General features: G+C 67.4%; 23 protein-coding genes and 1 pseudogene. 13 read left to right on the top strand and 11 right to left on the bottom strand.

The features are described from left to right. Nucleotides 1-18: 18 nt before the first annotated feature. From sdhA to PV762_RS22780, 4 genes are all read right to left on the bottom strand, one after another. Nucleotides 19-1827 (bottom strand): succinate dehydrogenase flavoprotein subunit, encoded by a 1809-nt coding sequence (sdhA, locus tag PV762_RS22765; protein ID WP_421037249.1) that lies wholly within the window; start codon nucleotides 1825-1827, stop codon nucleotides 19-21. Between the two features lie 3 nt (nucleotides 1828-1830). Further along, on the bottom strand, nucleotides 1831-2193 hold the full coding sequence (gene sdhD, locus PV762_RS22770; protein WP_421037250.1) for a succinate dehydrogenase, hydrophobic membrane anchor protein: 363 nt from the start codon (nucleotides 2191-2193) through the stop codon (nucleotides 1831-1833). Between the two features lie 76 nt (nucleotides 2194-2269). Beyond that, nucleotides 2270-2710, bottom strand: a complete 441-nt coding sequence (sdhC, locus tag PV762_RS22775) for a succinate dehydrogenase, cytochrome b556 subunit (protein WP_421037251.1) — start codon at nucleotides 2708-2710, stop codon at nucleotides 2270-2272. Between the two features lie 126 nt (nucleotides 2711-2836). Next, nucleotides 2837-3619, bottom strand: a complete 783-nt coding sequence (locus tag PV762_RS22780) for a GntR family transcriptional regulator (protein ID WP_421037252.1) — start codon at nucleotides 3617-3619, stop codon at nucleotides 2837-2839. 256 nt (nucleotides 3620-3875) lie between these two features. On the opposite strand from PV762_RS22780, the gene PV762_RS22785 reads away from it, so the two are divergent. The 6 genes from PV762_RS22785 (at nucleotide 3876) to acnB (ending at nucleotide 10390) form a co-directional block, all read left to right on the top strand. Beyond that, nucleotides 3876-4862 (top strand): malate dehydrogenase, encoded by a 987-nt coding sequence (locus tag PV762_RS22785; RefSeq protein WP_421037253.1) that lies wholly within the window; start codon nucleotides 3876-3878, stop codon nucleotides 4860-4862. A 107-nt stretch (nucleotides 4863-4969) separates the two neighbouring features. After that, nucleotides 4970-5980 carry an HpcH/HpaI aldolase/citrate lyase family protein gene (locus PV762_RS22790; protein WP_421037254.1) on the top strand — a complete coding sequence of 337 codons (1011 nt, stop codon included), beginning with the start codon at nucleotides 4970-4972 and terminating at the stop codon, nucleotides 5978-5980. Between the two features lie 201 nt (nucleotides 5981-6181). Then, nucleotides 6182-6766, top strand: coding sequence for a hypothetical protein (locus tag PV762_RS22795; RefSeq protein WP_421037255.1), 585 nt, complete (start codon nucleotides 6182-6184; stop codon nucleotides 6764-6766). 215 nt (nucleotides 6767-6981) lie between these two features. Then, complete coding sequence (locus tag PV762_RS22800; RefSeq protein WP_421037256.1) at nucleotides 6982-7248, top strand: AbrB/MazE/SpoVT family DNA-binding domain-containing protein; 267 nt, start codon at nucleotides 6982-6984, stop codon at nucleotides 7246-7248. Nucleotides 7249-7252: 4 nt separating this feature from the next. Next, nucleotides 7253-7702 (top strand): type II toxin-antitoxin system VapC family toxin, encoded by a 450-nt coding sequence (locus PV762_RS22805; protein ID WP_421037257.1) that lies wholly within the window; start codon nucleotides 7253-7255, stop codon nucleotides 7700-7702. A gap of 99 nt (nucleotides 7703-7801) precedes the next feature. Further along, nucleotides 7802-10390, top strand: a complete 2589-nt coding sequence (acnB, locus tag PV762_RS22810; RefSeq protein ID WP_421037258.1) for a bifunctional aconitate hydratase 2/2-methylisocitrate dehydratase — start codon at nucleotides 7802-7804, stop codon at nucleotides 10388-10390. 124 nt (nucleotides 10391-10514) lie between these two features. Here the strand turns inward: acnB and PV762_RS22815 are convergent. From PV762_RS22815 to PV762_RS22825, 3 genes and pseudogenes are all read right to left on the bottom strand, one after another. Continuing rightward, nucleotides 10515-10595 (bottom strand): annotated as a pseudogene (locus tag PV762_RS22815) (superoxide dismutase [Cu-Zn] SodC2); the annotation flags it as partial. 119 nt (nucleotides 10596-10714) lie between these two features. After that, nucleotides 10715-10945 (bottom strand): methylated-DNA--[protein]-cysteine S-methyltransferase, encoded by a 231-nt coding sequence (locus PV762_RS22820; RefSeq protein WP_421037259.1) that lies wholly within the window; start codon nucleotides 10943-10945, stop codon nucleotides 10715-10717. 244 nt (nucleotides 10946-11189) lie between these two features. Continuing rightward, nucleotides 11190-13166, bottom strand: a complete 1977-nt coding sequence (locus tag PV762_RS22825; protein ID WP_421037260.1) for a methyl-accepting chemotaxis protein — start codon at nucleotides 13164-13166, stop codon at nucleotides 11190-11192. Between the two features lie 335 nt (nucleotides 13167-13501). Between PV762_RS22825 and PV762_RS22830 the strand changes: the two genes are divergently transcribed. The 4 genes from PV762_RS22830 to PV762_RS22845 are packed head-to-tail and all read left to right on the top strand — an operon-like array spanning nucleotide 13502 to nucleotide 18010. Then, nucleotides 13502-13876 carry a response regulator transcription factor gene (locus PV762_RS22830; protein WP_421037261.1) on the top strand — a complete coding sequence of 125 codons (375 nt, stop codon included), beginning with the start codon at nucleotides 13502-13504 and terminating at the stop codon, nucleotides 13874-13876. Then, nucleotides 13873-14643, top strand: coding sequence for an HD-GYP domain-containing protein (locus PV762_RS22835; RefSeq protein WP_421037262.1), 771 nt, complete (start codon nucleotides 13873-13875; stop codon nucleotides 14641-14643). Before PV762_RS22830 ends, PV762_RS22835 begins: the two co-directional genes overlap by 4 nt. 23 nt (nucleotides 14644-14666) lie before the next feature. After that, on the top strand, nucleotides 14667-15500 hold the full coding sequence (locus tag PV762_RS22840; RefSeq protein WP_421037263.1) for an ABC transporter substrate-binding protein: 834 nt from the start codon (nucleotides 14667-14669) through the stop codon (nucleotides 15498-15500). Between the two features lie 14 nt (nucleotides 15501-15514). Next, nucleotides 15515-18010 (top strand): ATP-binding protein, encoded by a 2496-nt coding sequence (locus tag PV762_RS22845; protein ID WP_421037264.1) that lies wholly within the window; start codon nucleotides 15515-15517, stop codon nucleotides 18008-18010. A gap of 98 nt (nucleotides 18011-18108) precedes the next feature. On the opposite strand, the gene PV762_RS22850 is transcribed toward PV762_RS22845, so the two are convergent. Together PV762_RS22850 and PV762_RS22855 are read right to left on the bottom strand one after the other, a co-directional pair. After that, nucleotides 18109-18990: a YbgC/FadM family acyl-CoA thioesterase gene (locus PV762_RS22850; protein WP_421037265.1), complete on the bottom strand. Its 882-nt coding sequence runs from the start codon at nucleotides 18988-18990 to the stop codon at nucleotides 18109-18111. Beyond that, nucleotides 18987-20030 carry an alpha/beta hydrolase gene (locus PV762_RS22855; RefSeq protein ID WP_421037293.1) on the bottom strand — a complete coding sequence of 348 codons (1044 nt, stop codon included), beginning with the start codon at nucleotides 20028-20030 and terminating at the stop codon, nucleotides 18987-18989. The genes PV762_RS22850 and PV762_RS22855 overlap by 4 nt, the downstream gene beginning before the upstream one ends. 143 nt (nucleotides 20031-20173) lie before the next feature. Here PV762_RS22855 and PV762_RS22860 point away from each other — a divergent pair, with 143 nt between their 5' ends. Next, the gene (locus PV762_RS22860; protein WP_421037266.1) at nucleotides 20174-21334 is read left to right on the top strand and encodes an iron-containing alcohol dehydrogenase; all 1161 of its coding nucleotides are present in this window, start codon (nucleotides 20174-20176) and stop codon (nucleotides 21332-21334) included. An 89-nt stretch (nucleotides 21335-21423) separates the two neighbouring features. Next, on the top strand, nucleotides 21424-22011 hold the full coding sequence (locus PV762_RS22865) for a TetR/AcrR family transcriptional regulator (protein WP_421037267.1): 588 nt from the start codon (nucleotides 21424-21426) through the stop codon (nucleotides 22009-22011). A 19-nt stretch (nucleotides 22012-22030) separates the two neighbouring features. Here the strand turns inward: PV762_RS22865 and PV762_RS22870 are convergent, their stop codons facing one another. Together PV762_RS22870 and PV762_RS22875 are read right to left on the bottom strand one after the other, a co-directional pair. After that, nucleotides 22031-23758 carry an IlvD/Edd family dehydratase gene (locus PV762_RS22870; protein WP_421037268.1) on the bottom strand — a complete coding sequence of 576 codons (1728 nt, stop codon included), beginning with the start codon at nucleotides 23756-23758 and terminating at the stop codon, nucleotides 22031-22033. A 7-nt stretch (nucleotides 23759-23765) separates the two neighbouring features. After that, entirely contained in the window at nucleotides 23766-24785 is a 1020-nt protein-coding gene (locus PV762_RS22875; protein WP_421037269.1) for a Bug family tripartite tricarboxylate transporter substrate binding protein, read from the bottom strand. Between the two features lie 157 nt (nucleotides 24786-24942). Between PV762_RS22875 and PV762_RS22880 the strand changes: the two genes are divergently transcribed. Further along, on the top strand, nucleotides 24943-25833 hold the full coding sequence (locus tag PV762_RS22880; RefSeq protein WP_421037270.1) for a LysR family transcriptional regulator: 891 nt from the start codon (nucleotides 24943-24945) through the stop codon (nucleotides 25831-25833). Nucleotides 25834-25884 lie beyond the last annotated feature (51 nt).

Consider the following 25884-nt stretch of genomic DNA (forward strand, 5'->3'; position numbering starts at 1 on the left):
TGAATGCTCCTGCGGCGCTCAGAAGGTACGGACCTTCGGCGGGACGCTCTCGACGGTCAACGGTTGCAGATTGACCGGCTTGTAGGTCAGGCTGTTCGACTTGGAATGCCACAGCGTGTGCTTCATCCACTCCTTGTCGTTGCGGCCCAGCGGGAATTCCGCATCGTCCGCGCCGCGCTCGAAGTCGTTCACCGTGTGGGCGCCGCGGCACTCCTTGCGCGCGGCCGCGGACACGATCGTCGCCTGCGCGGCCTCGATCAGGTTGTCCACTTCCAGGGCCTCGACACGCGCGGTGTTGAAGACCTTGGACTTGTCCTGCAGCGTGATGTTCTTGACCCGCTCGCGGATCGCCGCGATGGCGGTGACGCCTTCGTCGAGCAGCTTGCTGGTGCGGAACACGCCGGCATGCGACTGCATCGCGGCGCGCATGTCGTCGGCCACCTGCTGGGCGTATTCCCCGCCGGTGTTGGACTCCAGGCGGTTCAGGCGCGACAGCGTCTGGTCGGCGGCGTCCTTGGGCAGCGGCTTGTGCGACTTGCCGGCGCTCTTGTGGGCGTCGACGATGTGGTTGCCCGCGGCGCGGCCGAAGACCAGCAGGTCCAGCAGCGAGTTGGTGCCCAGGCGATTGGCGCCGTGCACCGACACGCACGAGCATTCGCCCACCGCGTACAGGCCGTTGACGACGCTGCGGTGTTCCTCGCCCTTCTGGACCACGACCTGGCCGTGGACGTTGGTCGGGATGCCGCCCATCTGGTAGTGGATGGTCGGCACGACGGGGATGGGTTCCTTCGTGATGTCGACGTTGGCGAAGTTGTGACCGATCTCCAGCACCGACGGCAGGCGCTTGGCGATGGTGTCGCCGCCCAGGTGGGTCATGTCCAGCACGACGTAGTCCTTGTTGGGACCGCAGCCGCGACCTTCCTTGATTTCCTGGTCCATGCAGCGCGAGACGAAGTCGCGCGGCGCCAGGTCCTTCAGCGTCGGGGCGTCACGCTCCATGAAGCGCTCGCCGTTGGCGTTGCGCAGGATCGCGCCCTCGCCGCGGCAGCCTTCGGTCAGCAGCACGCCCGCGCCGGCCACGCCGGTCGGGTGGAACTGCCAGAACTCCATGTCCTGCAGCGGGATGTCGGCGCGCGCCGCCATGCCCAGGCCGTCGCCGGTGTTGATGAAGGCGTTGGTCGAGGCCGCGAAGATGCGACCCGCGCCGCCGGTGGCCAGCAGGACGGTCTTGGCCTCGAGGATGTGGACTTCGCCCGTCTCCATCTCCAGCGCGGTCACGCCGACGCAGTCGCCGTCGGCGTCGCGGATCAGGTCCAGCGCCATCCACTCGACGAAGAAGTTGGTGCGGGCCTTGACGTTCTGCTGGTACAGCGTGTGCAGCAGCGCGTGGCCGGTGCGGTCGGCCGCGGCGCAGGCGCGCTGGACCGGCTTCTCACCGTAGTTGGCGGTGTGGCCGCCGAAGGGACGCTGGTAGATCGTGCCGTCCGGGTTGCGGTCGAACGGCATGCCGAAGTGTTCGAGCTCGTAGACGACCTTGGGCGCCTCACGGCACATGAACTCGATGGCGTCCTGGTCGCCCAGCCAGTCCGAGCCCTTCACGGTGTCGTAGAAGTGGTAATGCCAGTTGTCCTCGGACATGTTCCCCAGGCTGGCACCGATGCCGCCCTGGGCGGCCACGGTGTGCGAGCGGGTGGGAAAAACCTTGGACAGCACGGCCACGTTCAGGCCGGCGAGCGACAGCTGCAGCGACGCGCGCATGCCGGAGCCGCCGGCTCCCACGATCACGACGTCGAATTTGCGCTTGGGCAGCGAGGTTCCGATTTGCATTTCTTACAGCCTCCAGAGCACTTGGATCGCCCAACCCGCGCAACCCGTCAACCACACCAGCGTGAACGTGTGCAGGAACAGCCGCACGCCCACCGGTTTCACGTAATCCATCCAGATGTCGCGCACGCCGACCCAGGCGTGGTACGCCAGGGACACGATCAGCGCGAAGGTGAGGAACTTCATCCATTGCTTGCTGAAGATGCCGGCCCACAGGTCGTAGCCGATCGGCTGGCTGGTGAACAGCACTTGCGCGAGCAGCACGAGGGTGAACAGCGCCATGAGCAGCGCGGTGGCGCGCTGCGCCATCCAGTCGCGCAGGCCGTAATGCGCACCGGTGACGATGCGCTTGCTTCCGTAGGTTGTCATTGTTGATTTGCCTCTTGGGTCAATCGTCGGAATTCATCCCGATCGCCCGGCCCGCGGCCGCGCGATCGCGGCGGGATCAGTACAGGGCGAACAGCTTGGCGCCGAGGGCCAGCGTCAGCACGACGCTCAGCACCAGGGTGGCGATCGCGCTGCTCTTGCCGAACTCCTTGCTCACGCTGTGCGTCGCATCCATCCACAGGTGGCGCACGCCGGCGATGAAGTGGTGCAGGTAGCCCCAGATCAGGCCCAGCGCGACCAGCTTGATGAACCAGCCCGGCAGGAAGCCGATGCCGGACACGAAGGCCGCGGTGAAGGACTCGTACGAGATCTCGGACGTGAGGCTGGTGTCGAACATCCAGATCACGAACGGGAGCAGGAAGAACATCAGCAGGCCGCTGATGCGATGCAGGATCGAGACGATGCCGGCCGGCGGCAAGCGGTACGACACGATCTGCGTGACATGGATGTTGGTGTAGACCGGTCGATTCTTCTTGGTGGCTTGGGTGGCGTCCGTCATGTCCGACCTTGTAATCAATGTGAAACCCGAAGATTTTATGGCAACGCAACACCTCTCAAGGGTGTCCTGGGCGCATCTCGTCTTCTGGCGTTGCCATGAAAACGTCAGCGCCGCAACGCGAAAGCATCAGTTCAGGCTGTTGCGATAAAAGTGGTGGGAAGTGTTGTAGAGACCGCGGCGCAACTCCACCGGCTTGTCGCCGTAGGTGAAGGAGAGCCGCTCCACGCTCAGCAGCGGACTGCCGGGCGCTACCTGCAGCAGCGCGGCGGCGTCTTCCTCCGCCGCGACCGCACGGATCTTTTCCTGCGCCCGGATCATGGGCACGTTGAATTCGGTTTCGAGCAGGCTGTAGAACGGGCCGCGATGCTCGAGCAGCCGCTCGGTCGTGAGCCCCTTGAACAGCGCGCCCGGCAGCCAGATGTCGTCGAGCACGACCGGATGGCCGCCGCTGTGCAGCAGGCGGCGGATCTCGATCACGGGATCGCCGGCGCGCAGCTGCATGAGCTTCGCGATGAAGGCCGGCGCGCGCTGGCGCCTGCAGTCCAGCAGCTGGCGGCCGAGCGACGAGGCCTCCTCGGCATCGGGCGTCAGCCGCAGGAAGCGGTATTGCTGCTGCTGTTCGGCATGGGTGGCGACGAAGGTCCCCTTCCCTTGCTTGCGGACCAGCAGGTTGTCGGCGGCGAGCTCGTCGACGGCCTTGCGCACGGTGCCCTGGCTCACCCCGAAGCGCGCCGCCAGATCCATCTCGCTGGGGATGGCCTCCCCGGCCTTCCACTCGCCGGCCTGCAGGCCCTTCAGGATCAGCCCCTTGATCTGGCGATACAGCGGGCTGAACGACGGCGCGGCTTCCGCGCGCGCCAGCTCATTGAGCGGCGTCACGGGGTGGACCGGGGCGGCGGGGGGCGACATGGGGCGCGATTCGAGCACAAACCCGGAGACAGCGTCCACCCTCCGGAGGGAGTCCGACCGGATTAGTCTTATATAAGACAGAAGAGTGTCAGTTTCGCGCAAAGCCGATGCGCTATTTTTGGGGTCACCTCCCCACACCGGTGGGCGAAGAAGACCCTATCGCGATCCGTGCCGGGGCCGTGCTGTCCTACACTTGCCGCCGCTGGCGCGGACTGCGCCTCACGCATCATTCACTCGCACTTCCCGGAGACTTCTGATGAGCAAGAAACCCGTTCGCGTCGCCGTCACCGGCGCCGCCGGCCAGATCGGCTACGCCCTGCTGTTCCGCATCGCTTCCGGCGAGATGCTGGGCAAGGACCAGCCCGTCATCCTGCAACTGCTGGAGATCCCCGACGAGAAGGCCCAGAACGCGCTCAAGGGCGTGATCATGGAGCTGGAAGACTGCGCCTTCCCGCTGCTGACCGGCATCGAGGCCCACAGCGACCCGATGACCGCCTTCAAGGACACCGACTACGCGCTGCTGGTCGGCTCGCGTCCGCGCGGCCCGGGCATGGAGCGTTCGGAACTGCTGTCCATCAACGGCGCCATCTTCACCGCGCAGGGCAAGGCCCTGAACGCCGTCGCCTCGCGCAACGTCAAGGTGCTGGTGGTCGGCAACCCGGCCAACACCAACGCCTACATCGCGATGAAGTCGGCCCCGGACCTGCCGGCCAAGAACTTCACCGCCATGCTGCGCCTGGACCACAACCGCGCCGCCTCGCAGATCGCCGCCAAGACCGGCAAGCCGGTCGCCGGCATCGAGAAGCTGGCCGTGTGGGGCAACCACTCGCCGACGATGTACGCGGACTACCGCTTCGCCACCATCGACGGCCAGTCGGTCAAGGCCATGATCAACGATGAAGAGTGGAACCGCACCACCTTCCTGCCGACCGTCGGCAAGCGCGGCGCCGCCATCATCGCCGCCCGCGGCCTGTCGTCGGCCGCCTCGGCCGCCAACGCCGCCATCGATCACATGCGCGACTGGGCCCTGGGCACCAACGGCAAGTGGGTCACGATGGGCATCCCGTCGAACGGCGAATACGGCATCCCGAAGGACGTCATGTTCGGCTTCCCGGTGACCACGGAGAACGGCGAATACAAGATCGTCGAAGGCCTCGAGATCGACGAGTTCTCGCAAGGCGCGATCAAGAAGACGCTCGACGAGCTGCTCGAAGAGCAAGCCGGCGTCAAGCACCTCCTGTGATGCTCGCGGATGCCGTCTGAGGCATCCCGCTGAGCGACACTCGACGGGCCGACCTTCGCAAGAGGGTCGGCCCTTCTTCTTTCCAGACCTCCTCATCACCCCTTCGCATGAGCACCCTCCCCACTCCCGCCCAGGCCCTGTTCGAAGAAGGCCAGGCGCCCGTCGTGCTGCCGGTGGTCGACCACTACTGCGGCGTCGAGGCGCGCATGCGCAAGAGCCTGGAGCTGCAGGTGCGGATGGGGCCGGTCTTCGACATCACGCTCGACTGCGAGGACGGCGCCCCCGTCGGCGGCGAGGCCGAGCACATGCTGCTGGTGCTGCACCTGCTGAACGGCCCGCTGAACGCGCACGGCCGCGTCGGCGTGCGGGTGCATCCGTTCAGGCATCCCGCCTTCGAGGCCGATGTCGAGGCGGTGATCGCCGGCGGCGGCGAGAAGCTCGCCTTCCTGATGATCCCCAAGCCCGAAGGCATCGAGGATCTGGGCCGCGCGATCGCGTTCATCGACGAGAGCCTGCAGCGTCACGGCATCCGCAAGCCGCTGCCGCTGCACACGTTGATCGAGACCCACGGCGCCCTGCGCGACGTGACGGCGATCGCCGCGCATCCGCGCATCGAGTCGCTGTCCTTCGGCCTGATGGATTTCGTGTCAGCGCATCGCGGCGCGATCCCGCGCTCGGCGTTGACCGTCGACGGCCAGTTCACGCACCCGCTGGTGCAGCGCGCGAAGCTGGCGATCTCCGCCGCCGCGCACGGCTACGGCAAGACGCCGTCGCACTGCGTCGTGACCGAGTTCAAGAGCGAACGCGCGATCCAGCATGCCGCCGAGCGCGCCGCGCGTGAGTTCGGCTACACGCGGATGTGGAGCATCCACCCGAACCAGATCCAGCCGATCATCGATGCCTTCGCGCCCAGCGTCGCGGAGATCGACGAGGCGATCGACATCCTGCAGGCCGCGCAGGCCGCGCAGTGGGCGCCGATCCAACACCGCGACATGCTCCACGACCGCGCGAGTTACCGCCTGTTCTGGCATCTGCTGCAGCGCGCCCACGGGACCGGCCAGAACCTGCCGTCAGAGGTGGCGCAGGCCTGGTTTGCACCGCATCCATCGCCCCTCTGACCCCGTCGGCACCCCGGTCGGACCCCGTGAAGACCCTAGTCGCGATCAACCGTTTGACACATTAAATCCCCGCTTCAGGGGACGCGGGCGCGGTCACAATCTCGCATCGCCGAGTTCCGGCGTTTCGTTTTTCCGGCCGTTGCTTCGGCTGGTGATTCAAGGTCCTCCGGGTCCTTCAGGTCCAACTTCCACGCCCTCCCCATGCGACTGACCGCCCTCCTCCTCTCCGGCGCCGCTGCCGCCGCGCTGACGCTGACCACCGGCATCGCCGCCGCCCAACCTGCGACTGGCGCCGCCAGCACCGGCACCGCCAAGCCCGCGCCGACCAAGCCTGCGCCGGCCAAGACGGCCAAGCCCGCCGCGAAGACGACCACGGCCAAGAAGGCGCCGGTGAAGGCGCCGCCGCCCCCGCTGCCGGAAGCGAGCGAGGAACAGCTGACCGCCGCCAAGCGCGCCTATCTCGGCCTGTACGAGTGCGAGTTCAAGCAGACGGTCACGATCGAGCCGAACGCCAAGGACCTGGGCTACATCAACGTGGCCTTCAAGAAGGACACCTTCGTGATGAAGCCCGTGCTGTCGACCACCGGCGCCCTGCGCCTGGAAGACGTCACTGGCCGCACGCTGATGGTCCAGATCGCCAACAAGTCGATGCTGCTGGACGTGAAGGCCGGCCAGCGCCTGGTCGACGAATGCATCCACCCGGAACAGCGCGCCGCGATCGAAGCCGCCCGCTCCGCCTCGGCACCGGCCGGCGGGGGCCTGGGCATCACCCCGAGCGCGCAGTAAATCGCCTCGGCACCTGACGAAGCCGCCCTCGAGGCGGCTTTTTGTTATCCATAGCGCGTCAGTCGGGCTTCCAGGTCGGCACTGGCGTTCACGAGCCCGAAGTACGTACAATTCATGCATACTTTCTGATTCATACCGTTGGTGCGGCGCCGCACCGTGCGGTCATGAATTCGCCCGAGCCGTCGTCTCATCTCCCAGCACCGCCAGGAGCCCGCATGGAAGCCACCGTCGCCGAACGAGGTCAGATCACCCTGCCCAAGGCCGTCCGCGACGCGCTGGGGCTGACCAAGGGCACGACGCTCAAGGTCGAGCTCGACGGCGCCCGCATCATCCTGCGCAAGAACGTCGACGACGCCATCTCCCGCGCCCGCGGCCGCTTCAAGCTGCCCGAAGGCACCGCCACCGACGACGTGATGCGCGACCTGCGCGGCCGCGCCCCCGGCGAACCTGTCGACCCCGCCGACGAACCGCAGGACGCCTGATCCGATGATCGCCGTCGACAGCTCCGTTCTCATCGACCTGCTGGGCGACGCGCCCGGCGCCGACGCGGCCGAAGCCGCGCTGCGCCTGGCGCTGTCCAGCGGTCCGGTGGTGCTGTGCGACGTGGTGCTGTCCGAGGTGACCGCCGGCCTGGGCCACGGCTCCGAGGTGATGGACGCGCTGGAGGAGATGGGCCTGAGCTTCCTGGCCATCGACCAGCGCGCTGCGATCCGCGCCGGCGAGATGCAACGCAAGTTCAAGCAACGGCTGGCCGACCAGGGCGGCGCGGCGAAGGCCGATGCCACGGCGATTGCGGTGGCCGCGACGCGCGCCATGCCCGACTTCCTGGTGGGCGCGCACGCGATGCTGCAGTGCGACGGCCTGATCACCCGCGACCAGGGATTCTTCCGAGACTATTTCAAGGGCCTGAAGGTCATCGTGCCGAGCGCGCCATGACCGTCCGACCCCGTTTTCAGGCCTGATTTTCAGACCCGCTTTTGGGTCCGTTTTTCAGACCGACTTTTGACCCAAGCAGAGACAACGACTGGAGTTCGCATGCTGCAAGCCTACCGCCAACACGAAGCCGAACGCGCCGCGCTCGGCATTCCGCCGCTGCCGCTCGACGCCAAGCAGGTGGCCGAGCTGATCGAACTGATCAAGACCCCGCCTGCCGGTGAAGACGCCTTCCTGCTGGACCTGCTGACCCACCGCGTGCCGCCGGGCGTGGACGACGCCGCCAAGGTCAAGGCCAGCTTCCTGGCCGCCGTCGCGCACGGCGACCTCAAGGTCGGACTGATCTCCAAGGCCAAGGCCACCGAGCTGCTGGGCACCATGGTCGGCGGCTACAACGTGCATCCGCTGATCGAGCTGCTGGACGACGCCGAAGTCGCCGGCGTGGCCGCCACGGGTCTGAAGAAGACCCTGCTGATGTTCGACTACTTCAACGACGTCGCGACCAAGGCCAAGGCGGGCAACGCCAAGGCCCAGGAAGTGATGCAGAGCTGGGCCGACGCGGAGTGGTTCACCTCGCGTCCTGAAGTCGAAAAGAAGATCACCGTCACCGTCTTCAAGGTCCCCGGCGAAACCAACACCGACGACCTGTCGCCGGCGCCGGACGCCTGGAGCCGCCCGGACATCCCGCTGCACTATCTGGCGATGCTGAAGAACACGCGCCCCGACGCGGCCTTCAAGCCCGAGGAAGACGGCAAGCGCGGCCCGATGCAGTTCCTGGAAGAACTGAAGAAGAAGGGCCACATCGTGGCCTACGTCGGCGACGTCGTCGGCACGGGTTCGTCGCGCAAGTCCGCGACCAACTCGGTGATCTGGGCCACGGGCCAGGACATCCCCTTCGTCCCGAACAAGCGCTTCGGCGGCGTGACGCTGGGCGGCAAGATCGCGCCGATCTTCTTCAACACGCAGGAAGATTCGGGCTCGCTGCCGATCGAAGTGGACGTCGGCGGCCTGGAGATGGGCGACGTCATCGACGTGCTGCCCTACGACGGCAAGCTGGTGAAGAACGGCCAGACCGTCGCCGAGTTCAAGCTCAAGAGCGACGTGCTGTTCGACGAAGTGCGCGCCGGCGGCCGGATCAACCTGATCATCGGCCGCTCGCTGACCGCCAAGGCGCGTGAGTTCCTGGGCCTGCCCGCCTCCACGCTGTTCCGTCTGCCGCAGGCGCCGGCCGAGACCAAGGCCGGCTTCACGCTGGCGCAGAAGATGGTCGGCCGCGCGGTCGGCCTGCCTGAAGGTCAAGGCGTGCGTCCGGGCACCTACTGCGAACCCAAGATGACGACCGTCGGTTCGCAGGACACGACCGGCCCGATGACCCGCGACGAGCTGAAGGACCTGGCCTGCCTGGGCTTCTCGGCCGACCTGGTGATGCAGTCCTTCTGCCACACCGCCGCGTACCCGAAGCCGGTGGACGTCAAGACGCACCGCGAACTGCCCGCCTTCATCTCCAACCGCGGCGGTGTCTCGCTGCGTCCAGGCGACGGCGTGATCCACAGCTGGCTGAACCGCCTGCTGCTGCCCGACACCGTCGGCACCGGCGGCGACTCGCACACGCGTTTCCCGATCGGCATCTCGTTCCCGGCGGGTTCGGGCCTGGTCGCCTTCGGCGCGGCCACCGGCGTGATGCCGCTGGACATGCCGGAATCGGTGCTGGTGCGCTTCAAGGGTGAGATGCAGCCGGGCGTGACGCTGCGCGACCTGGTGCACGCGATCCCGCTGTACGCGCTCAAGGCCGGTCTGCTGACCGTCGCCAAGGCCGGCAAGAAGAACATCTTCTCGGGCCGCATCCTGGAGATCGAAGGCCTGCCCGACCTGAAGGTCGAGCAAGCGTTCGAGCTGTCCGACGCCTCGGCCGAGCGCTCGGCCGCCGGCTGCACGATCAAGCTGAATCCGGCGCCGATCAAGGAGTACCTGAGCTCCAACGTCGTCCTGATGAAGAACATGATCGCCGACGGCTACGCCGACGCGAAGACGCTGCAGCGCCGCATCGAGAAGGTCGAAGCCTGGCTGGCCAAGCCCGACCTGCTGGAAGCGGACAAGGACGCCGAATACGCAGCCGTGATCGAGATCGACCTGGCCGACATCACCGAGCCGATCGTCTGCTGCCCGAACGACCCGGACGACGCCAAGGTGCTGTCCGACGTCGCCGGCACCAAGATCGACGAGGCCTTCATCGGCTCATGCATGACCAACATCGGTCACTTCCGCGCGGCGGCCAAGCTGCTGGGCGGCCAGCGCGACATCCCGGTCAAGCTGTGGGTCGCGCCGCCGACCAAGATGGACCAGAGCGAGCTGATCAAGGAAGGCCACTACGCCGCCTTCGGCACGGCCGGTGCGCGCACCGAGATGCCGGGCTGCTCGCTGTGCATGGGCAACCAGGCGCAGGTCCGCGAGGGCGCGACGGTGATCTCCACCTCCACGCGCAACTTCCCCAACCGCCTGGGCAAGAACACCAACGTGTTCCTGGGCTCGGCCGAGCTGGCCGCCATCGCGTCCCGCCTGGGCCGCCTGCCGACCAAGGAGGAGTACCTCAAGGAAATGGGCGTCATCGACGCGGACAAGGCCAGCGTCTACCGCTACATGAACTTCGACCAGATCGAGGAATACGCGGAGACGGCCAAGACGGTCGCGTGATGCAGCGAGCGGCCCGACGGTCGCTCGGTGTCGAGATCGGCGGGGGATCTGATTCCCCTGCGTCTCACGAAAAACAAGGGCCCGGAGGTGCGAACCTCCGGGCCCTTTGCATTCAGTCGTCCGATCAACCGCCGATGACGCCGCGGGCGACGCGGGCCCCGCCGCCGCCCAGCGGCGCGGGATGGTCGGAGTGGTTGTCGCCGCCTGGCGGCGGTCAGAAGTTCGACAGGACAGCATTACCGCCTTCGTCGAGCGACCGCGCGACGGCGGTCCAGTCCCACGCCGCAGCGCCTGGGCGCCTGCCCTCTCCGCTGGCCTCGGGCATCACGCGGATTCCCGCGCCAGCAGCGCGCGCTTGCGCTCCACGCCCCAGCGGTAGCCGGAGATCTCCCCGTCACTGCGCACCACGCGATGGCACGGAACGACGACGGCCAGCAGGTTGGCCGCGCAAGCGCCCGCCACCGCGCGCACGGCATCCGGAGCCCCGATGCTCCCGGCGATCTCGGTGTACGTGCGTGTCTCGCCGGCGGGGATATCACCTGTCCTTCGATGCAACGGTCGATCGCGAAGGAGATCGGGCCGCGGGGCGGCGTGTCGGATGAGCGGAAGTCCAGCGCGATGGCGGAGGTCGAGATCGAGGTCGCTTCGGCGGTCATGTCAGTGCTTCAAGTTGATGGCGTGCATGCAGTCCAGAAACGCCACCGCGATCAGAAACTCCGATCCTTGCGCTCGAATTCGACCGCCTCGCCACAGCCCCCCGATGCAAGGCGCCCGATGGCCGACAGGGCCAGGGTGGAATTCAAGGGAGCCTGAAGTGATCAACCTCGGCGGCCAGATGATGTGCCTGATCTCGCATGGAGGCAGCGGCGGCCGCTGTTTCCTCCACCATCGCCGCATTCTGCTGCGTCGCCTGGTCAAGTTCTTGAATGGCCGTGCTGACGTGACCGATGCCTTCGGTTTGCTCGCGAGCCCCCGCGGCGACTTGCATGAGCAGGCGATCGATGTGCCCCGCCCCTTCAACGATGCCCGCGATCGCCGTTCGAGCCTCCTCTGTCACCGCACTCCCCCGGTGGACGGTCTCCAGACTGGTTCCGATGAGCTTCTTGATCTCGCGAGCCGCCTCGGCGCTGCGGGCCGCCAGGTTGCGGACTTCACTGGCCACGACGGCAAATCCTCGACCCTGTTCCCCGGCGCGGGCAGCTTCCACCGCCGCGTTGAGCGACAAGATGTTGGTCTGGAAGGCGATGCCGTCGATGACGGAAGTGATGTCCCCGATGCGCTGCGCTGCTGCGTTGATCGCAGCCATCGTCGAGGCGAGATCGGCCATCACCGCATTGCCCCTGGAAGCCAAGCCGGCGTTCTCCGAGGCCAGCCGCGTCGCCTCTTCCGTGTTGGCCGAGGTCGATCGCACCGTTGCCCCGATTTCCTCCATCGCAGAAGCAGACTCCTCCAGGTTGGCCGCCGCCTGCTCCGTACGTGAGGAAAGGTCTGTCGACGCCGCCGCGATCTCACCGCTCGCGGACACCATTCCCATCGAAGACGCTCGCACCTTCACGACCATCGATCGAAGGCTGTCTTGCATGGTGGCCAGCATCAGCATCAACTCAGCCGCTTCGTCCTTGCCCCAGGGGGCGGGACGAGTCGTGAGGTCGCCATCGGTCATCGCGGCAAGATGACGACCCACTTCACGAAGCCCCCCCTCCATCACCAGATAGAAGGAATAGAAAAGATAGGCTGCGACCAACAGGCCAACCCCGCTGATGGCGATCACCGTCTGACGTGCGTGTTGCGTCCCGGCGATCCGCCGCTCGAGCAGATCCTGCAGCAAGGCCGTGCTGCGTGCCGAAAGCGCACGCAGCTCATCCACCGCAGCCTGGCCGGCGGCGTCGAGCGACCCCACATCGGCTTGGTATTCGCCGCGGAACCAGCTGTTGGCGGCCGACGCGAAGAAGGCTTCCGCGGCACGGGCAGCACGCTCCGCATCGAGGCTTTTGCGAACCTCCTCGTTGAACTCCCCCGCGTGCGCCACGGCACGGCGCAAATCAGTGATGCGCTCCTTTCCCATGTACCACAGGCCATACAGGCGGCGAATCTCGGCAGGGGACGCTGATCCGTCCAGCATCCCGCTGACGGCGCGCGTGCGCGACACGCCTTCGATCACGTTCGAGGCCAGCTCGCCGGACAACGTCATGAGGTAGTAGGTGTCCTGATCGGGATCCAGGGTCAGGCCTGACTGGTCCAGGACCTGGCCCCGAAGATCGATGACGGCTTGGACCAGCCGTTGGAGACGATCTTCCAGATCGGAGGAGCCTGACGCCAGCCCGCCCTGGGCCAAGGCGTTCCGGGCCGCCTCCACCTCGGAAACCCCGGCGCGCAGATCAATGCCCTCGGGCAGCGTCGCCATCTTGCGTTTGGCGGCATCGGACGCGCGATCGATGGCCTCCAGATGGACCTCCCGGGCAGCCCCCGACAGCACCAGGCGGCGCTGCTTCTGCACTTCGATCAGCCATGGCTCGATCGTTTGAATGATCTCCGTACCCACCAGTTCGCCGCGTGCGAACTCGATGGTGGCTTGGCTGGTCCGGTAATACGCCAAGCTCAGCAAAACGACGGGAACGAGGAATGCAAGAGTGATCAGCGCTGCCTTCGCTGCGAACCGCAGTTGCCTGAACAGGCGAACGCCGAAAGCCCAGAGGCCATGGTGCGAGAAGAAGCGGCTCGATCGCTGTCCCGGTTCTCCCGCCGCAACCACGCCGACGACCAAATCCGCATGCATCTCCATCTCCTCTCAAGTTTTGCTGCGGCGGAGTGTCCGCTTTGTGAACCAACTTTGAAATCAATTTAATAAAAATGGGTCGCTGAAAATGATAAATACTTGACCGAGAGACTTTGTTCGCGAAGTTGATCTGAATCAACGACGACAGCCCGGGAACCGCCTAGGCATCGGCGTTCCTGACGCCTTTCTTACGATTCGGGGAGGTGCGTCGATGTGCAGTTCAGACGTTTCCATCGATCAGCATGCGAACTTTTTATCATTTCATGAACACGTGCCTATCGCATCATTGATTGATAAAAATGATCACCTTAAAGTGACGGCAACTGGAGGTCATCATGAAGAAGGTCCTGATCGTCGACGACCACGCCGATATCCGCCGTCTGGTCCGTCTCACCCTGGAATTCGAAGACGTCGAGGTGCGTGAAGCGGCAGAGGGCAGCAGCGCCCTGAAGATGCTCGACGGGTGGAGACCGGATGCGCTGCTGGTCGATCTCATGATGCCGGGCATGGATGGCCTCGCGCTGTGCCGGGCAGTGCGAGCGCGATCAGACACGCACGACCTTCCGGTGGTCTTTTTGACGGCCAGAGGACAGGCACAGGATCGGGACGACGGCCTGAAAGCCGGCGCCAACGCCTACCTGCTCAAGCCGTTCAGCCCGCTGCAACTCATCCAGGAATTGGGTCGGGTGAGCGCCGGAGCGGGCGCATGATCCCGTCGACCGCCTGCGCTGCCGGCAAGGGCGGCCCAGAGAACTCCTATGACGAGCTCGCCATCGCGCAGATGGAGCGCATCGTGCTCGATCTCAAGGCGATGTACCGCGAGCGCAACGATGCCCTGCGCGAGGTGACGCGCGCGCATCACGACGCGCTGTTGCGCTTGTCGCGCGCTGCCGAGTATCGGGATGACGACACCGGCGTGCACATCGTGCGGATCGGGTTCCTGTCAGAGGCGCTGGCGCTCATGCTGGGAGAGGGCAAGACCTTTGCACGACTGCTTCGCAATGCCGCTCCGATGCACGATGTCGGAAAGATCGGCATACCGGATCACGTCCTCAAGAAGCCCGGTGCCTTGACCCCGGACGAGCGTGCCGTCATGAACCGTCATCCCGAGATCGGGGCCGAGATCCTGGGACGGTCGCGGATCCCTCTGTTCCAGCTGGCTGCGGAGGTCGCGCTCTGTCACCATGAGCGATGGGATGGCACGGGTTACCCACGCGGCCTCGCCGGGGATGCCATCCCGCTGTCAGCCCGCATCGTGGCGGTGGCCGACTTCTGCGACGCGCTCACCATGGACCGCTGCTACCGCGACGCCTTCACCCCGGCGCAAGCCCTGGACATGCTGTCAGCGCAACGCGGCAAAGCCTTCGACCCGCGCGTCGTCGACAGGTTCATCGCGAAGGCCGACGAACTCTTCGCGCTGCGCGCACGCATCGATGCCGCGCCCCCGAGCCACGATGAATTGCTGATGGCCGCTTGACCAGCCCGGCACAGGAGGACGGCATGAGCACTCACCCCCCCCATCATCATTGTTCGATCGCCGCGCTCGCAAGCGGCCTGGCAGCAGTTGTCCTGCTCTGTGCCCCGGTCAAGCAGGCGGCCGCGGCGCCTCAGGAGTCGGTCCTGGCGCGTATCCGGGCCAACAACGAACTTCGCGTCTGCATTTGGCCCGACTATTACGGGGTCACCTTCCGCAACCCCCGCAACGGTCAGTTGGTCGGGATCGACATCGATCTGTCAGCGGAACTGGCCAAGGACCTTGGCGTGACGCTCACGCATGTCGAATCTTCGTTTCCCTCCGTGATCGACGACGTGACCGCGGGCCGGTGCGACATCGCCATGTTCGCAGTCGGCGTCACGCAGCAGCGGCGCGAGCGCCTGGCATTCAGCGCGCCCTATCTGCAAAGCGACATTTACGCGATCACGACGCGCTCCAGCCGGGTCATCAAGCGCTGGGAAGATATCGACCGGACAGGCGTCGTCGTCGCTGTCCAGGCGGGGACCTTCATGGAGCCGGTGATGCGTGAACGCCTGTCCCGCGCAACGCTTCAGGTCATCCGGCCGCCAGCCACCCGCGAAGCTGAACTGGAGGCCGGCCGCGTGGACGTCTTCATGACCGACTATCCCTACAGCCGCAGGCTTCTGGACAACGCCGACTGGATGCGCCTGGTCGCCCCGCCGACCCCCTTCCATGTGCTGCCTTACGCCTACGCCGTCCGCCCAGGAGATGCGCCCTGGCTTGCTCGGGTGGACGATTTCGTCGCTGCCATTCGGCGGGACGGCCGCTTGCAGGCTGCCGCTCGACGCCACGGTCTCTCCGACATCGTGGTGCGCTGAGGCGGGCCGCCCCCATGCCGTTGTCGATAGCGCAATCGCGACGCCTGGTTCGGTCGACCCGCCTGGCCGGCGTGCTGCTGGCGCTGGCCGCCCTGCTGGGCGTTCTGCTCATGGCCTGGCGCACGCGGGCAGATGCGATCGACGCCGCTGCAGACCGGACCCGGCTGCTCGCCCGCGTGCTCGAAGACCAGGCAACTCGCACCGTCGACGCGGCCGCGCTGGGCCTGACGACCATCGCCGACGGCATGGGACCGTCGCCCGCCAGAGAGGTCGAGCGGCTGGATCTGATGCTGCGCCAGCTTGTTGCGGCCCAGCCCTCCCTCCGTGCAGCGGCGGTGCTGGATTCCCAGGGGCGAATACTTGCGAGTTCGGCCCCCCGGGATGTGGGGCAACGCGTCGCGATCAATGGCTGGGGACCGATTCCCCCTGCCGGCACGACCGCCCTCATGCGGTCGCAGCCCGGCCGCGGTCTGACCGATGCCAATGCCCAGCTTCGAGGCGATGGCCTGTCGTTCCTGCCCCTGGTCCTGCCTTGGATCCCGCCTCTTGGGGGCGAAGGAGCCCCCCTGTACCTGGTCGCGGCGATCAATCCGGACGCGATCGCCAACTACCAGCAGAGCACGCTGGAAGAGCTTGGGCAGGCCGCTGCACTGTTCAGCTACGGGGGGCAGCTGCTCGCTGCCACGACGACCGTTCCGCTCACGCCGGGAAGCTGGCAGAAGGACCATCGGCTGTTCCGCACCGCGCTGCCGGCGCAAGATCATGGGGAGTGGAGAGGACCGGGCTTGCAGCCCGGCGCCCAGCTCTTTGCCTATCGTGTTTCCCGCACCCGGCCCCTGGTCGTTGCCGTGGAACAGTCCGAGCACGCCGCCCTGGCCACCTGGCGGCGAAGCTTGTGGTGGGACGCCGGCGCCTTGCTGATCCTGGAGTTGCTGGTGTTCGCGGCCACAACAGCCACGTTGCGCGCCCTGGAGGCACGGGCCCGGGCGCGGCGGGTCCTCGACGACGCACACCAGCGCTTGGCCTCCAGCGAGCGAGAGATGTCCGTGGTCCTGCGGAGCGTGCAGGAACTCATCTTCCGCACCGACGCGCAGGGACGTTTGAGCTTCGTCAACGCGCGGTGGGCGCTGTTGACGGACGGCTCACCCGATCAACTGCTCGGCAAACCGGTGGCCGAACTCGCGGCCCACGGCGACCGCGCCAGTGTGGGCCTCCTCTTTGCGCCGGATGAGGACGGCAGCGTCCGAACGTCGGAGGCGACCTTCGCAACCACGCAGGGAGGGGCAAGACGCTTCGCATTGGCCGTCGTGCCGCTGCGCGCCGGCGATGAGGTTCGCGGTTTCGCGGGCTCCGCGGTCGACATCACGGATCGACGGGCGGCAGAGTCGCGACTTCAGCATCAGCTCGACCTGGTCGCGCTGTTGTTGGAACTCAGTCCGCAGCCCACCTCCATGGTTGACCGCGAGGGTTGTTACGTCACTGTCAACCGCGCGTGGGAGCAATTCACCGGTCGATCGCGTGCCGAGGTGATCGGCCAGCCGGTGTCCACGCCGATGCCGGAGGCCGAAGCCGAGCCGTCGAGCTCGGACTGGGTGCCATTCGAGCCCGTGCGCGGCAGGAGCCTGTTGCGATACGAAACCCAGTTGCGCGATCGCGAGGGGGACTGCCGCGACGTGGTCGTTTCGAAGGTGGTGGTGCCGGGCGACCGCGGTCAAACCGCGGGCGTTCTCTTCACGCTGACCGACGTGTCCGAGTTCAGGCGGGCTGAACGAGCCACGCTTGAAGCCAAGGAGGCGGCCGAGGAGTCCTCACGGGTGAAGTCCGAGTTCATCGCCAATATCAGTCACGAACTGCGGACGCCCTTGCAATCGATCATCGGCTACTCCGAGCTTGGCATGACGCGCGGGGCGGAGTCCGCTCCCCGTCTGGCATCGATGTTCAGCGATATCCATTCGTCCGGACGGCGCATGCTCTCTCTGGTCAACGATCTGCTGGACGTGTCCAAACTCGAAAGCGCCGTGGGCACCTTCGATCTCGAGCGCTGCGATCTACGGCTTCACGTGGCGAGCGTGGTGCGTGAATTCGATCCCCTGCTGGCATCGCGCAGGCTTCGGATCTCGGTGAGCCAGGCGACCGCGCCGCTGGTCGCGCGCGTTGACCCCCTGCGCTTTCAGCAGGTGATACGCAACATCCTGGCGAACGCCATCCGCTTCTCGCCGGAGGGCGGCATCGTCGGCGTGCAGACGGAATCGACCGCTTCTGGCGAAGCGCTGATCACCGTGATGGACCGCGGCCCCGGCATACCGCCCTCCGAGCTTGAATGCATCTTTGATGCGTTCATCCAGTCGAGCGCGACCAAGGATGGTTCCGGGGGGACGGGCCTCGGGTTGGCCATCTGCAGGAAGATCCTTGCGGTACTCGGTGGCCGCGTCAGCGCGCGCAACCGTGAGGGCGGCGGTTCGGCATTCGAGGTCGCGCTGCCGATGGGCGCCCCAGAGGATGTCAGCTGAGAGCCCTTCCGGACGCGCCCGAGCGATGCGTTCGACGCACATGTCGGGTGCCCTCTTCCATTGAGCTTTCCCGAGCGGGCACTGTCGCCGACGGGCACTCAGAGCCCCCGCACCATCTCCACGTGCGCGATCCCCGCCTCCTCGAACACCGGCCCGCGGCGCTGGAACCCCGCGCGCGTGTAGAACCCTTCGGCGCTGAGTTGCGCATGCAGCAGCACCTCGCGGTAGCCCTGCTCGCGACCGGCCTGCATCAGCGCGTCCAGCACCTGGCGGCCGACACGGCTGCCGCGCATCGGCGACAGCACCGCCATCCGGCCGATCTTGGCCACGCCCGGCACGTGCTCCAGCAGCCGGCCCGTGGCCAGCGCCCGGCCGAGCCGGTTGTAGGCCACCGCGTGCGTGCAGCTCTCGTCGGCGGCGTCCCATTCCATCTCGGCGGGGATCTTCTGCTCTTCGACGAACACGGCCTGGCGGATGCGTTGCGCATCCTCTCCCACCGTCGCCCAGCTGCCCACGCGCGCCTCGGTCATCGCCTCGCCGCGTTCGAAGCCCAGCAGGAGATCGCGCAGCGCCTGCGGCACCGGCTTGGGCACGCGCACCGCCGGATCGGCGAAGACATAGACCAGTTCACCGTGCACCAGGCACTCGTCGCCGCGGAACACCGCGCAGCTCACCGTCAGCGAGCTGGTGCCGACACGTTCGGTGCGCACGCCGATGTCGAGCAGCTCGTCGTAATGGGCCGAGCCCAGGTACTCGATCGTCGACTTGCGGACGAAGAGGTCGCCCCCCAATGCCTGCATCGTCGGTGCGTAGGGCAGCGCCAGCGCCCGCCAGTAGCCGCCGACCGCCGTGTCGAAGTAGGTCAGGTAGTGGCCGTTGAACACGATCTGCTGCGCGTCGATCTCCGCCCAGCGCACGCGCAGGCGTTCGAAGAAGCGGAAGCGGTCGCGGCTCATGGCGGCGGTGGCGGTGGTGCTCATGCGGAAGCCTGGGGCGAGGTCGACGGGGTGGACGGGGTCGAGGAAGTCGAGGAGGACGGGGAAGTCGTCGGCGCTGCGGCAGGTGCCGGCGTCGGCAGGCCGAAGGCCGTCCTCAGCGCGTCCGCGCAGGCATCCAGCGCCTGCTCGGCTTCCGGAATGCTACGACCCATCTTGATGAAATCGTGGGTCACGCCGCGGTACAGCTCCAGCCGCACCTCGTTGCCGCTGGCGCGCAGCAGGTCGGCATAGGCGATGCCTTCGTCGATCAGCGGATCGGCCTCGGCCAGGATGAAGGTGGCGGGCGCCACGCCGTCGTGGTCCTCGGCCTGCAGCGGCGCGAAGCGCCAGTCCTCGCGCTGTGCCGTCGAGATGTACTGGTTGAAGAACCACGCGATCGTGTCCGCGTCCAGCAGATGGCCCTTGGCGAAGCGGCGATGCGAATCGGTGTCCGCATGCGCGGTCGCGCCCGGGGTGATCAGCAGCTGCATCACCAGCGACAGGCCCAGGCGGTCGCGGATGTCGCGGGCGTGCAGCGCCGTCACCGCGGCCAGCGTGCCGCCGGCGCTGTCGCCGCCGACGGCGATGCGCGCGGGGTCCAGACCCAGCTCGGCGGCGGCGGTCGCCAGCCACTCGAGCGCGGCCCAGCAGTCGTCGACGGCGCCGGGGAACGGATGATCGGGCGCGAGCCGGTAATCGACCGCGATCACCGCGCAGCCCGTGCGCAGCGCGAGCTGCCGGCAGAGGCTGTCGTGGGTCTCGAGGCTGCCGATGACGAAGCCGCCGCCGTGGAAGTACAGCAGCACCGGCAGACCGCGAGCGTCCCGCGCCGCGGCGTCCTCGCGCGTGAGGGGCGCGTAAAGGCGCGCGGCGATGTCGCCGGCGGGCCCCGGGATTGCCAGATGCTCGATGCGCGGCAGCGGCGCCCGCGGCAGGTCCAGGATCTCGGCGCCCATGAGGTAGGCGATGCGGGCCTGCCGGGGCGTGAGGCTGTGGAAGGACGGGCGGTTGGCGCGGTGGATGCGCTCGAGCACCGCGGCCATCCGCGGTGTCAACAAGGTGCTACTCAACGGGAACTCCAGGGCGTAGGCTCGGCTGTCTGCCAAGCCCCAATCGCGGGATTCTCCCAGACCGCGCGGGCCCGCGCCGCCGCGGCCCGTCATCACCCGTCAAAGGACACTCGCCCATGGCCTTGATCCAGTACCTCACCCACATCCACCTGGAAGCCGGCGCGCGCCGGCTCATCGGCGCGGAATGCGTGCGCGCCGGCATCGGCAAGCCCCTGATCGTCACCGACAAGGGTGTGCGCGCGGCCGGCGTGCTGGACCTGGTCCTGGAGGCCTGGGCGGCCTCGCCGATCGAGGCGGCCGCCCTGCCCGTCTACGACGGCACGCCGCCCAATCCCACCGAGGCCGCCGTGCGCGAAGCCGTCGAGCTGTTCCGTGCCCACGGCTGCGACGGGCTGATCGCCGTCGGCGGCGGATCGAGCATCGACCTGGCCAAGGGTGTCGCGATCGCCGCGACGCACGACGGCCCGCTGACGAGGTACGCCACCATCCTCGGCGGCGCCGGCAACATCACGACCAAGGCCGTGCCGCTGATCGCCGTGCCGACGACCGCGGGCACCGGGTCAGAGGTCGCGCGCGGCGCGATCATCATCGTGGACGACGGCCGCAAGCTCGGCTTCCACAACTGGGAGCTGATGCCCAAGTCCGCGATCTGCGATCCGGAACTGACGCGCAAGCTGCCCGCCGCGTTGACGGCGGCGACCGGCATGGACGCGATCGCACATTGCATGGAGACCTTCATGTCCTCGGCCTTCAACCCGCCGGCCGACGGCATCGCGCTCGAAGGCCTGCGCCGCGGCTGGCGTCAGATCGAACGCGCCACGACGCATCCCGACGACATCGAGGCGCGTCTGGACATGATGGCCGCGAGCACGATGGGCGCGCTGGCCTTCCAGAAGGGACTGGGCTGCGTGCACTCGCTGAGCCATGCGCTCGGCGGGTTGATGCCGAAGCTCCATCACGGCACCTTGAACGCGGTGTTCCTGCCAGCGGTGATCCGTTTCAACGGGATGCACGACTCGATGCGCCGCGACGACAAGATCGCGCGCATGGGCCGCGCGATGAACCTGCAGGAAGGCACGCCGGCCGACGAGCTCGCGGGCGCGGTCAAGGCGATGAACCAGCGGCTGGGATTGCCCGCCGGGCTCGGCGAGATGGGCGTGTCGGTCGACCTCCACGAGCAGATCGTCGAGCGTGCGCTGCACGATCACACCCACAAGACCAATCCGCGCGAAGCCTCGGCGAGCGACTACCGGAAGATGCTGGACGAGTCGATGTGAGCCGCCTCCCGGGAGCCATGTCATGCGGCCTCCCTACCAACTAGTAGACAACCGGTAGAATGGGGGGTCGTTCATCCGCATCGGGCCCCATGACCATCGAGCTCTCCCCCAAGGCCGCCGAGATCGTCGCGCACACGCGAAAGCTGCTGGTTTCGGGCGGCTACAACAGCTTCAGCTACGCCGACCTGGCGGAGCGCGTCAGCATCACCAAGGCCAGCATCCATCACCACTTCCCGAGCAAGGCGGTGCTGGTCCAGCGCGTGGTGGCGCTCTATCGCGAGGACGCGCGCAAGGGTCTGGCCGGGATGGTGGAGAAGATCGACAACCCGCTGGCCGAGCTCAACGCCTACGCGGACTACTGGTCCGGCTGCATCCGCAGCGGCGAGCATCCGTTCTGCATCTGCGCGATGCTGGCCACCGAGATGCCGACGATTCCCGAGGAAGTCGCGATCGAGGTGCGAGGCCATTTCCACGACCTGGGTGCGTGGCTCGCGTCCGTGCTCAAGCGCGGCGTCGCGGCCGGACAGTTCCATCTGCCCGGCAGCCCGGCGAACTCGGCGCGCGCGTTCATGGCGGTGGTGCACGGTGCCATGCTGGTGGCCCGCGCCGTGGACGACCCGAAAGCCTTCGGTGCGATCGTGCAGCCGGCGATCGTCAAGCTGACACAGCCGGCCTGACTGCCACGGCTGCTGGCCCTCAGCGATCTTCGGGGGCTCTGCCTGTGTTCTTCACCGCCCGCAGGAAATCGAAGTCCACGCCCTGATCGGCCTGCGTGACCGTCTGCAGGAACAGCTTGCGATAGCCACGTTCCGCCGTCGGCTCGACGACCGGATGCTCCGCCGATCGCTTCGCCAGTTCTTCGTCGGACACCAGCAGCGCGATCTCCCTGTCCTTCACGCTCAGCCTGATGCGGTCACCGTTGCGCACGTGGGCGAGCGGGCCACCCACCGCCGCCTCCGGCGTCACGTGCAGCACGATGGTGCCGAAGGCCGTGCCGCTCATGCGGCCGTCGGACACGCGCACGATGTCCTTCACCCCTGCCCGCGCCAGCTTGCGCGGGATCGGGATGTAGCCCGCCTCGGGCATGCCCGGCGCGCCCTTCGGTCCGATGTTCTTCAGCACCAGGATGTCGTCGGCGGTGACGTCGAGCTCATCGCTGTCGATGCGCGCGGCCAGGTCGGCGCTGTTCTCGAAGACCACCGCCCTGCCCTCGTGCTCCATCAGCGTCGGATCCGCCGCCGACTGCTTGATGATCGCGCCGCCCGGGGCCAGGTTGCCGCGCAGCACGGCCAGACCGCCCTGCGGGTAGATCGGCCGGTCGAAGGGACGCACCACGTCCTGATTGAATCCCTCGCCCGCGCGCTCGATCTCCTCGCCCAGCGTTCGGCCGGTCACCGTCATCGCTTCCAGGCGCAACAGCGGCTTGAGCTCGCGCAGCAGCGTCGCCATGCCGCCCGCGTGGTGGAAGTCCTCCATGTAATGCTGGCCCGATGGCTTCAGGTCCAGCAGCACCGGCGTCTCACGCCCCAGGCGATCGAGCCCCGCGAGATCGATGTCGATTCCCATGCGGCCTGCGATCGCGGTCAGGTGCACGATGCCGTTGGTGGAGCCGCCGATCGCGAGCAACACCCGCAGCGCGTTCTCGAACGCGGCCGGCGTCAGGATCTTGTCGATGGTGAGGCCCTGGCGCGCGAGTTCGACCGCCTGCGCGCCGGTCTGCTCGGCGATGCGGATGCGGTCCGCCGTGACCGCCGGCGGCGACGCGCCGCCCGGCACCGTCATGCCGAGCGCTTCCGCCACGCAGGCCATCGTGCTGGCCGTGCCCATCACCGAGCAGGTCCCCACGCTCGCGACGAGCTGGTTGTTGACGTCGGCGATCTCCTGGTCGTCGATCTCGTCCGCGCGGTACTTGCCCCAGTAGCGGCGGCAGTCGGTGCAGGCGCCGACGCGCTCGCCGCGATGGCTGCCGGTGAGCATCGATCCGGTGATCAGCTGGATCGCCGGGATGCCCGCGGACGCCGCGCCCATCAGCTGCGCCGGCACCGTCTTGTCGCAGCCGCCGATCAGCACCACCGCATCCATCGGCTGCGCGCGCACCAGCTCCTCGGTGTCCATCGACATCAGGTTGCGCAGGTACATGCTGGTCGGGGCCGAGAAGCTCTCGTGCACCGAGATCGTCGGGAAGTCCATCGGCAGCCCGCCGGCGAGCATGATCCCGCGCTTCACCGCCTCCAGCAGCTGCGGCATGTTGCCGTGGCACGGGTTGTAGCTGCTGCCGGTGTTGGTGATGCCGATGACCGGCCGGTCCAGCGCGTCGTCGGTGTAGCCCGCGCCCTTGATGAAGGCCTTGCGCAGGAACAGCGAGAAGCCCTGATCGCCGTAGTGGGTCAGGCCCTTCTTCAGGCCCTTGGGTTGATCGCTCACAGCTGCCTCACTCGTCTGCCTTGATGTTGGCCGCGGCGATGACCTTGGCCCATTTCGTCACTTCGCCCTTGAGGCGCTCCTGCGCGGCGGCCGGCGTCAACGGCGCCTGCGCCACCACGCCCTGCTGGGCCAACTGTGCCAGCACCTCGGGCTTGCGCAGCGCCTTGTAGATCTCGGCGTTCAGGCGCGCCACGACCTCGGCCGGAGTGCCCGCGGGCACCAGCACGCCGAAGGTCGAGGTCACCTCCAGGTTGGGGAAGCCCGCCTCGGCCGTCGTCGGCACCTCGGGCAGGTTGGGATCCCGCGTGGAGGCGGCCACGGCCAGCGGCGTCAGCTTGCCGCCCCTGATGAACTGCAGCACCGCCGGCACCGTCTCGGCCATGAACTGGAGCTGGCCCGCGACCAGGTCGGTCACGGCCGGACCGCTGCCGCGGTAGGGGATGTTCTCGGTGGCGAGCTTGCCCTGGAGTTTGAGCATCTCCGAGGCCATGCGCTGCGGCGCGCCGGCGCCCGACGAGCCGAAGGAGACCTTGCCCGGATTGGCCTGGATGTAGGCGACGAGATCCTTGAGCGACTTGGCGGGCACCGAGGTGTTGGCCACGAAGACCAGCGGCACGCTGCCGACGACGGCGGCGGTCTGGAAGTCCTTGACCAGGTCGTAGCGGACCTTGCCCTTCTCCAGCGTCGCGATGGTCGAGTGCGAGGTCATCGCGCCCATCAGGATCGTGTAGCCGTCCGGCGCGGCCTTGGCGACGGCCTGCGCGCCGAGGTTGCCGCCCGCGCCGGCGCGGTTCTCGACGATGACCTGCTTGCCCAGCCCGGTGGAGAGCTCCGCCGCGAGGATGCGGCCGATGATGTCGGTGGCGCCCCCGGGCGAGAACGGGACGATCATCGTGATGACCTTGTCCGGCCAGGTCGCCGCGACGGCGGGACCGCCGAGCGCGAGCGAAGACGCCGCGACACCTGCGGCGGCGGCAAGGACCTGGCGTCGGTCGACACCGGGTTTCGGATGGGATGAGCGGGGCATGTTGTCTCCTGGCCTTGAGGATGGCGCTGTTGTGGGTCGCATGTTTCGTCAAACGCGACCTGAGAACAATTTGCTTCCCATTGCTTCAGAGCAAAAAATTCTTTATGTTCTGGAGCGCCGGTCCGGCCCGGCGCAATGAAGGACGAAGGACGAGGGAATGGATCTGCGCTACGTACAGAGCTTCGTGACGACGGTGGAATGCGGCTCCATCGCGGAGGCCGCGCGTCGGCTGGACATGACCGCGCCGGCGGTCGCCGCCCGGCTGAAGGCGCTGGAGGACGACCTCGGCACGCCGCTGATCCGGCGCTCGGGGCGCTCGGTGAAGCCGACGGCGGCGGGGCTCAACATCTTCGACCGCGCGCGCAACATGCTCCGCGAGGAGCGCGACCTGCGCGCGCTCGCCAACGAGAAGGTCCAACTGGGCGAACTGCGGCTGGGCGCGTTCGTCTCGGCGCTGACGACAGTGCTGCCGCCGGTGCTGCGGCGCCTGTATGCGAGTCACCCCGACCTCTCGGTCTCGGTGGTCTCGAACGCGTCGACGGAACTGGTCCGGATGGTCGCCGCCGGCGACCTCGACGCTGCGGTCGTCGTCGAGCCGCAGTTCACGATCCCCAAGACCTGCGAGTGGCGAGAGCTGATGACGGAGCCGCTGGTCGTCGTGGCGCCCAAGGAGCTCGCCCGGCGCGACGCGCACGACCTGCTGCGCACGGAGCCCTTCATCCAGTACGACCGGTCGGTGCTCGGCGGGCAACTGGCGGACCGCTACCTGCGCCAGCAAGGCCTGACCCCGCGACGCCGGCTGGAGATCAACGGCCTGATGTCGATCGCGGCGATGGTGGACCAGGGGCTGGGCATCTCGCTGCTGCCGGACTGGTCGGCGCTGTGGTCCAGCGGGCTGTCGATCCAGAAGGTGCCGCTGCCCGGCACGGCGCCGGTCCGCAAGAGCGGCTTCGTCTGGAGCGCGCAAAGCCCGCGCGCGCCGTTGGCGCGGATGTTCCTGGAGCAGGCAGAGGCGTTGTTCGCACCGAAGGCGAAGCGCAGGCGCTGACGCGACTACTCAAGCAGGTCAACCTATCCGGGGAATGGCCACTCGCCTACA

The sequence above is a fragment of the Mitsuaria sp. CC2 genome (assembly GCF_048957715.1).
Lineage (GTDB): Bacteria > Pseudomonadota > Gammaproteobacteria > Burkholderiales > Burkholderiaceae_C > Roseateles.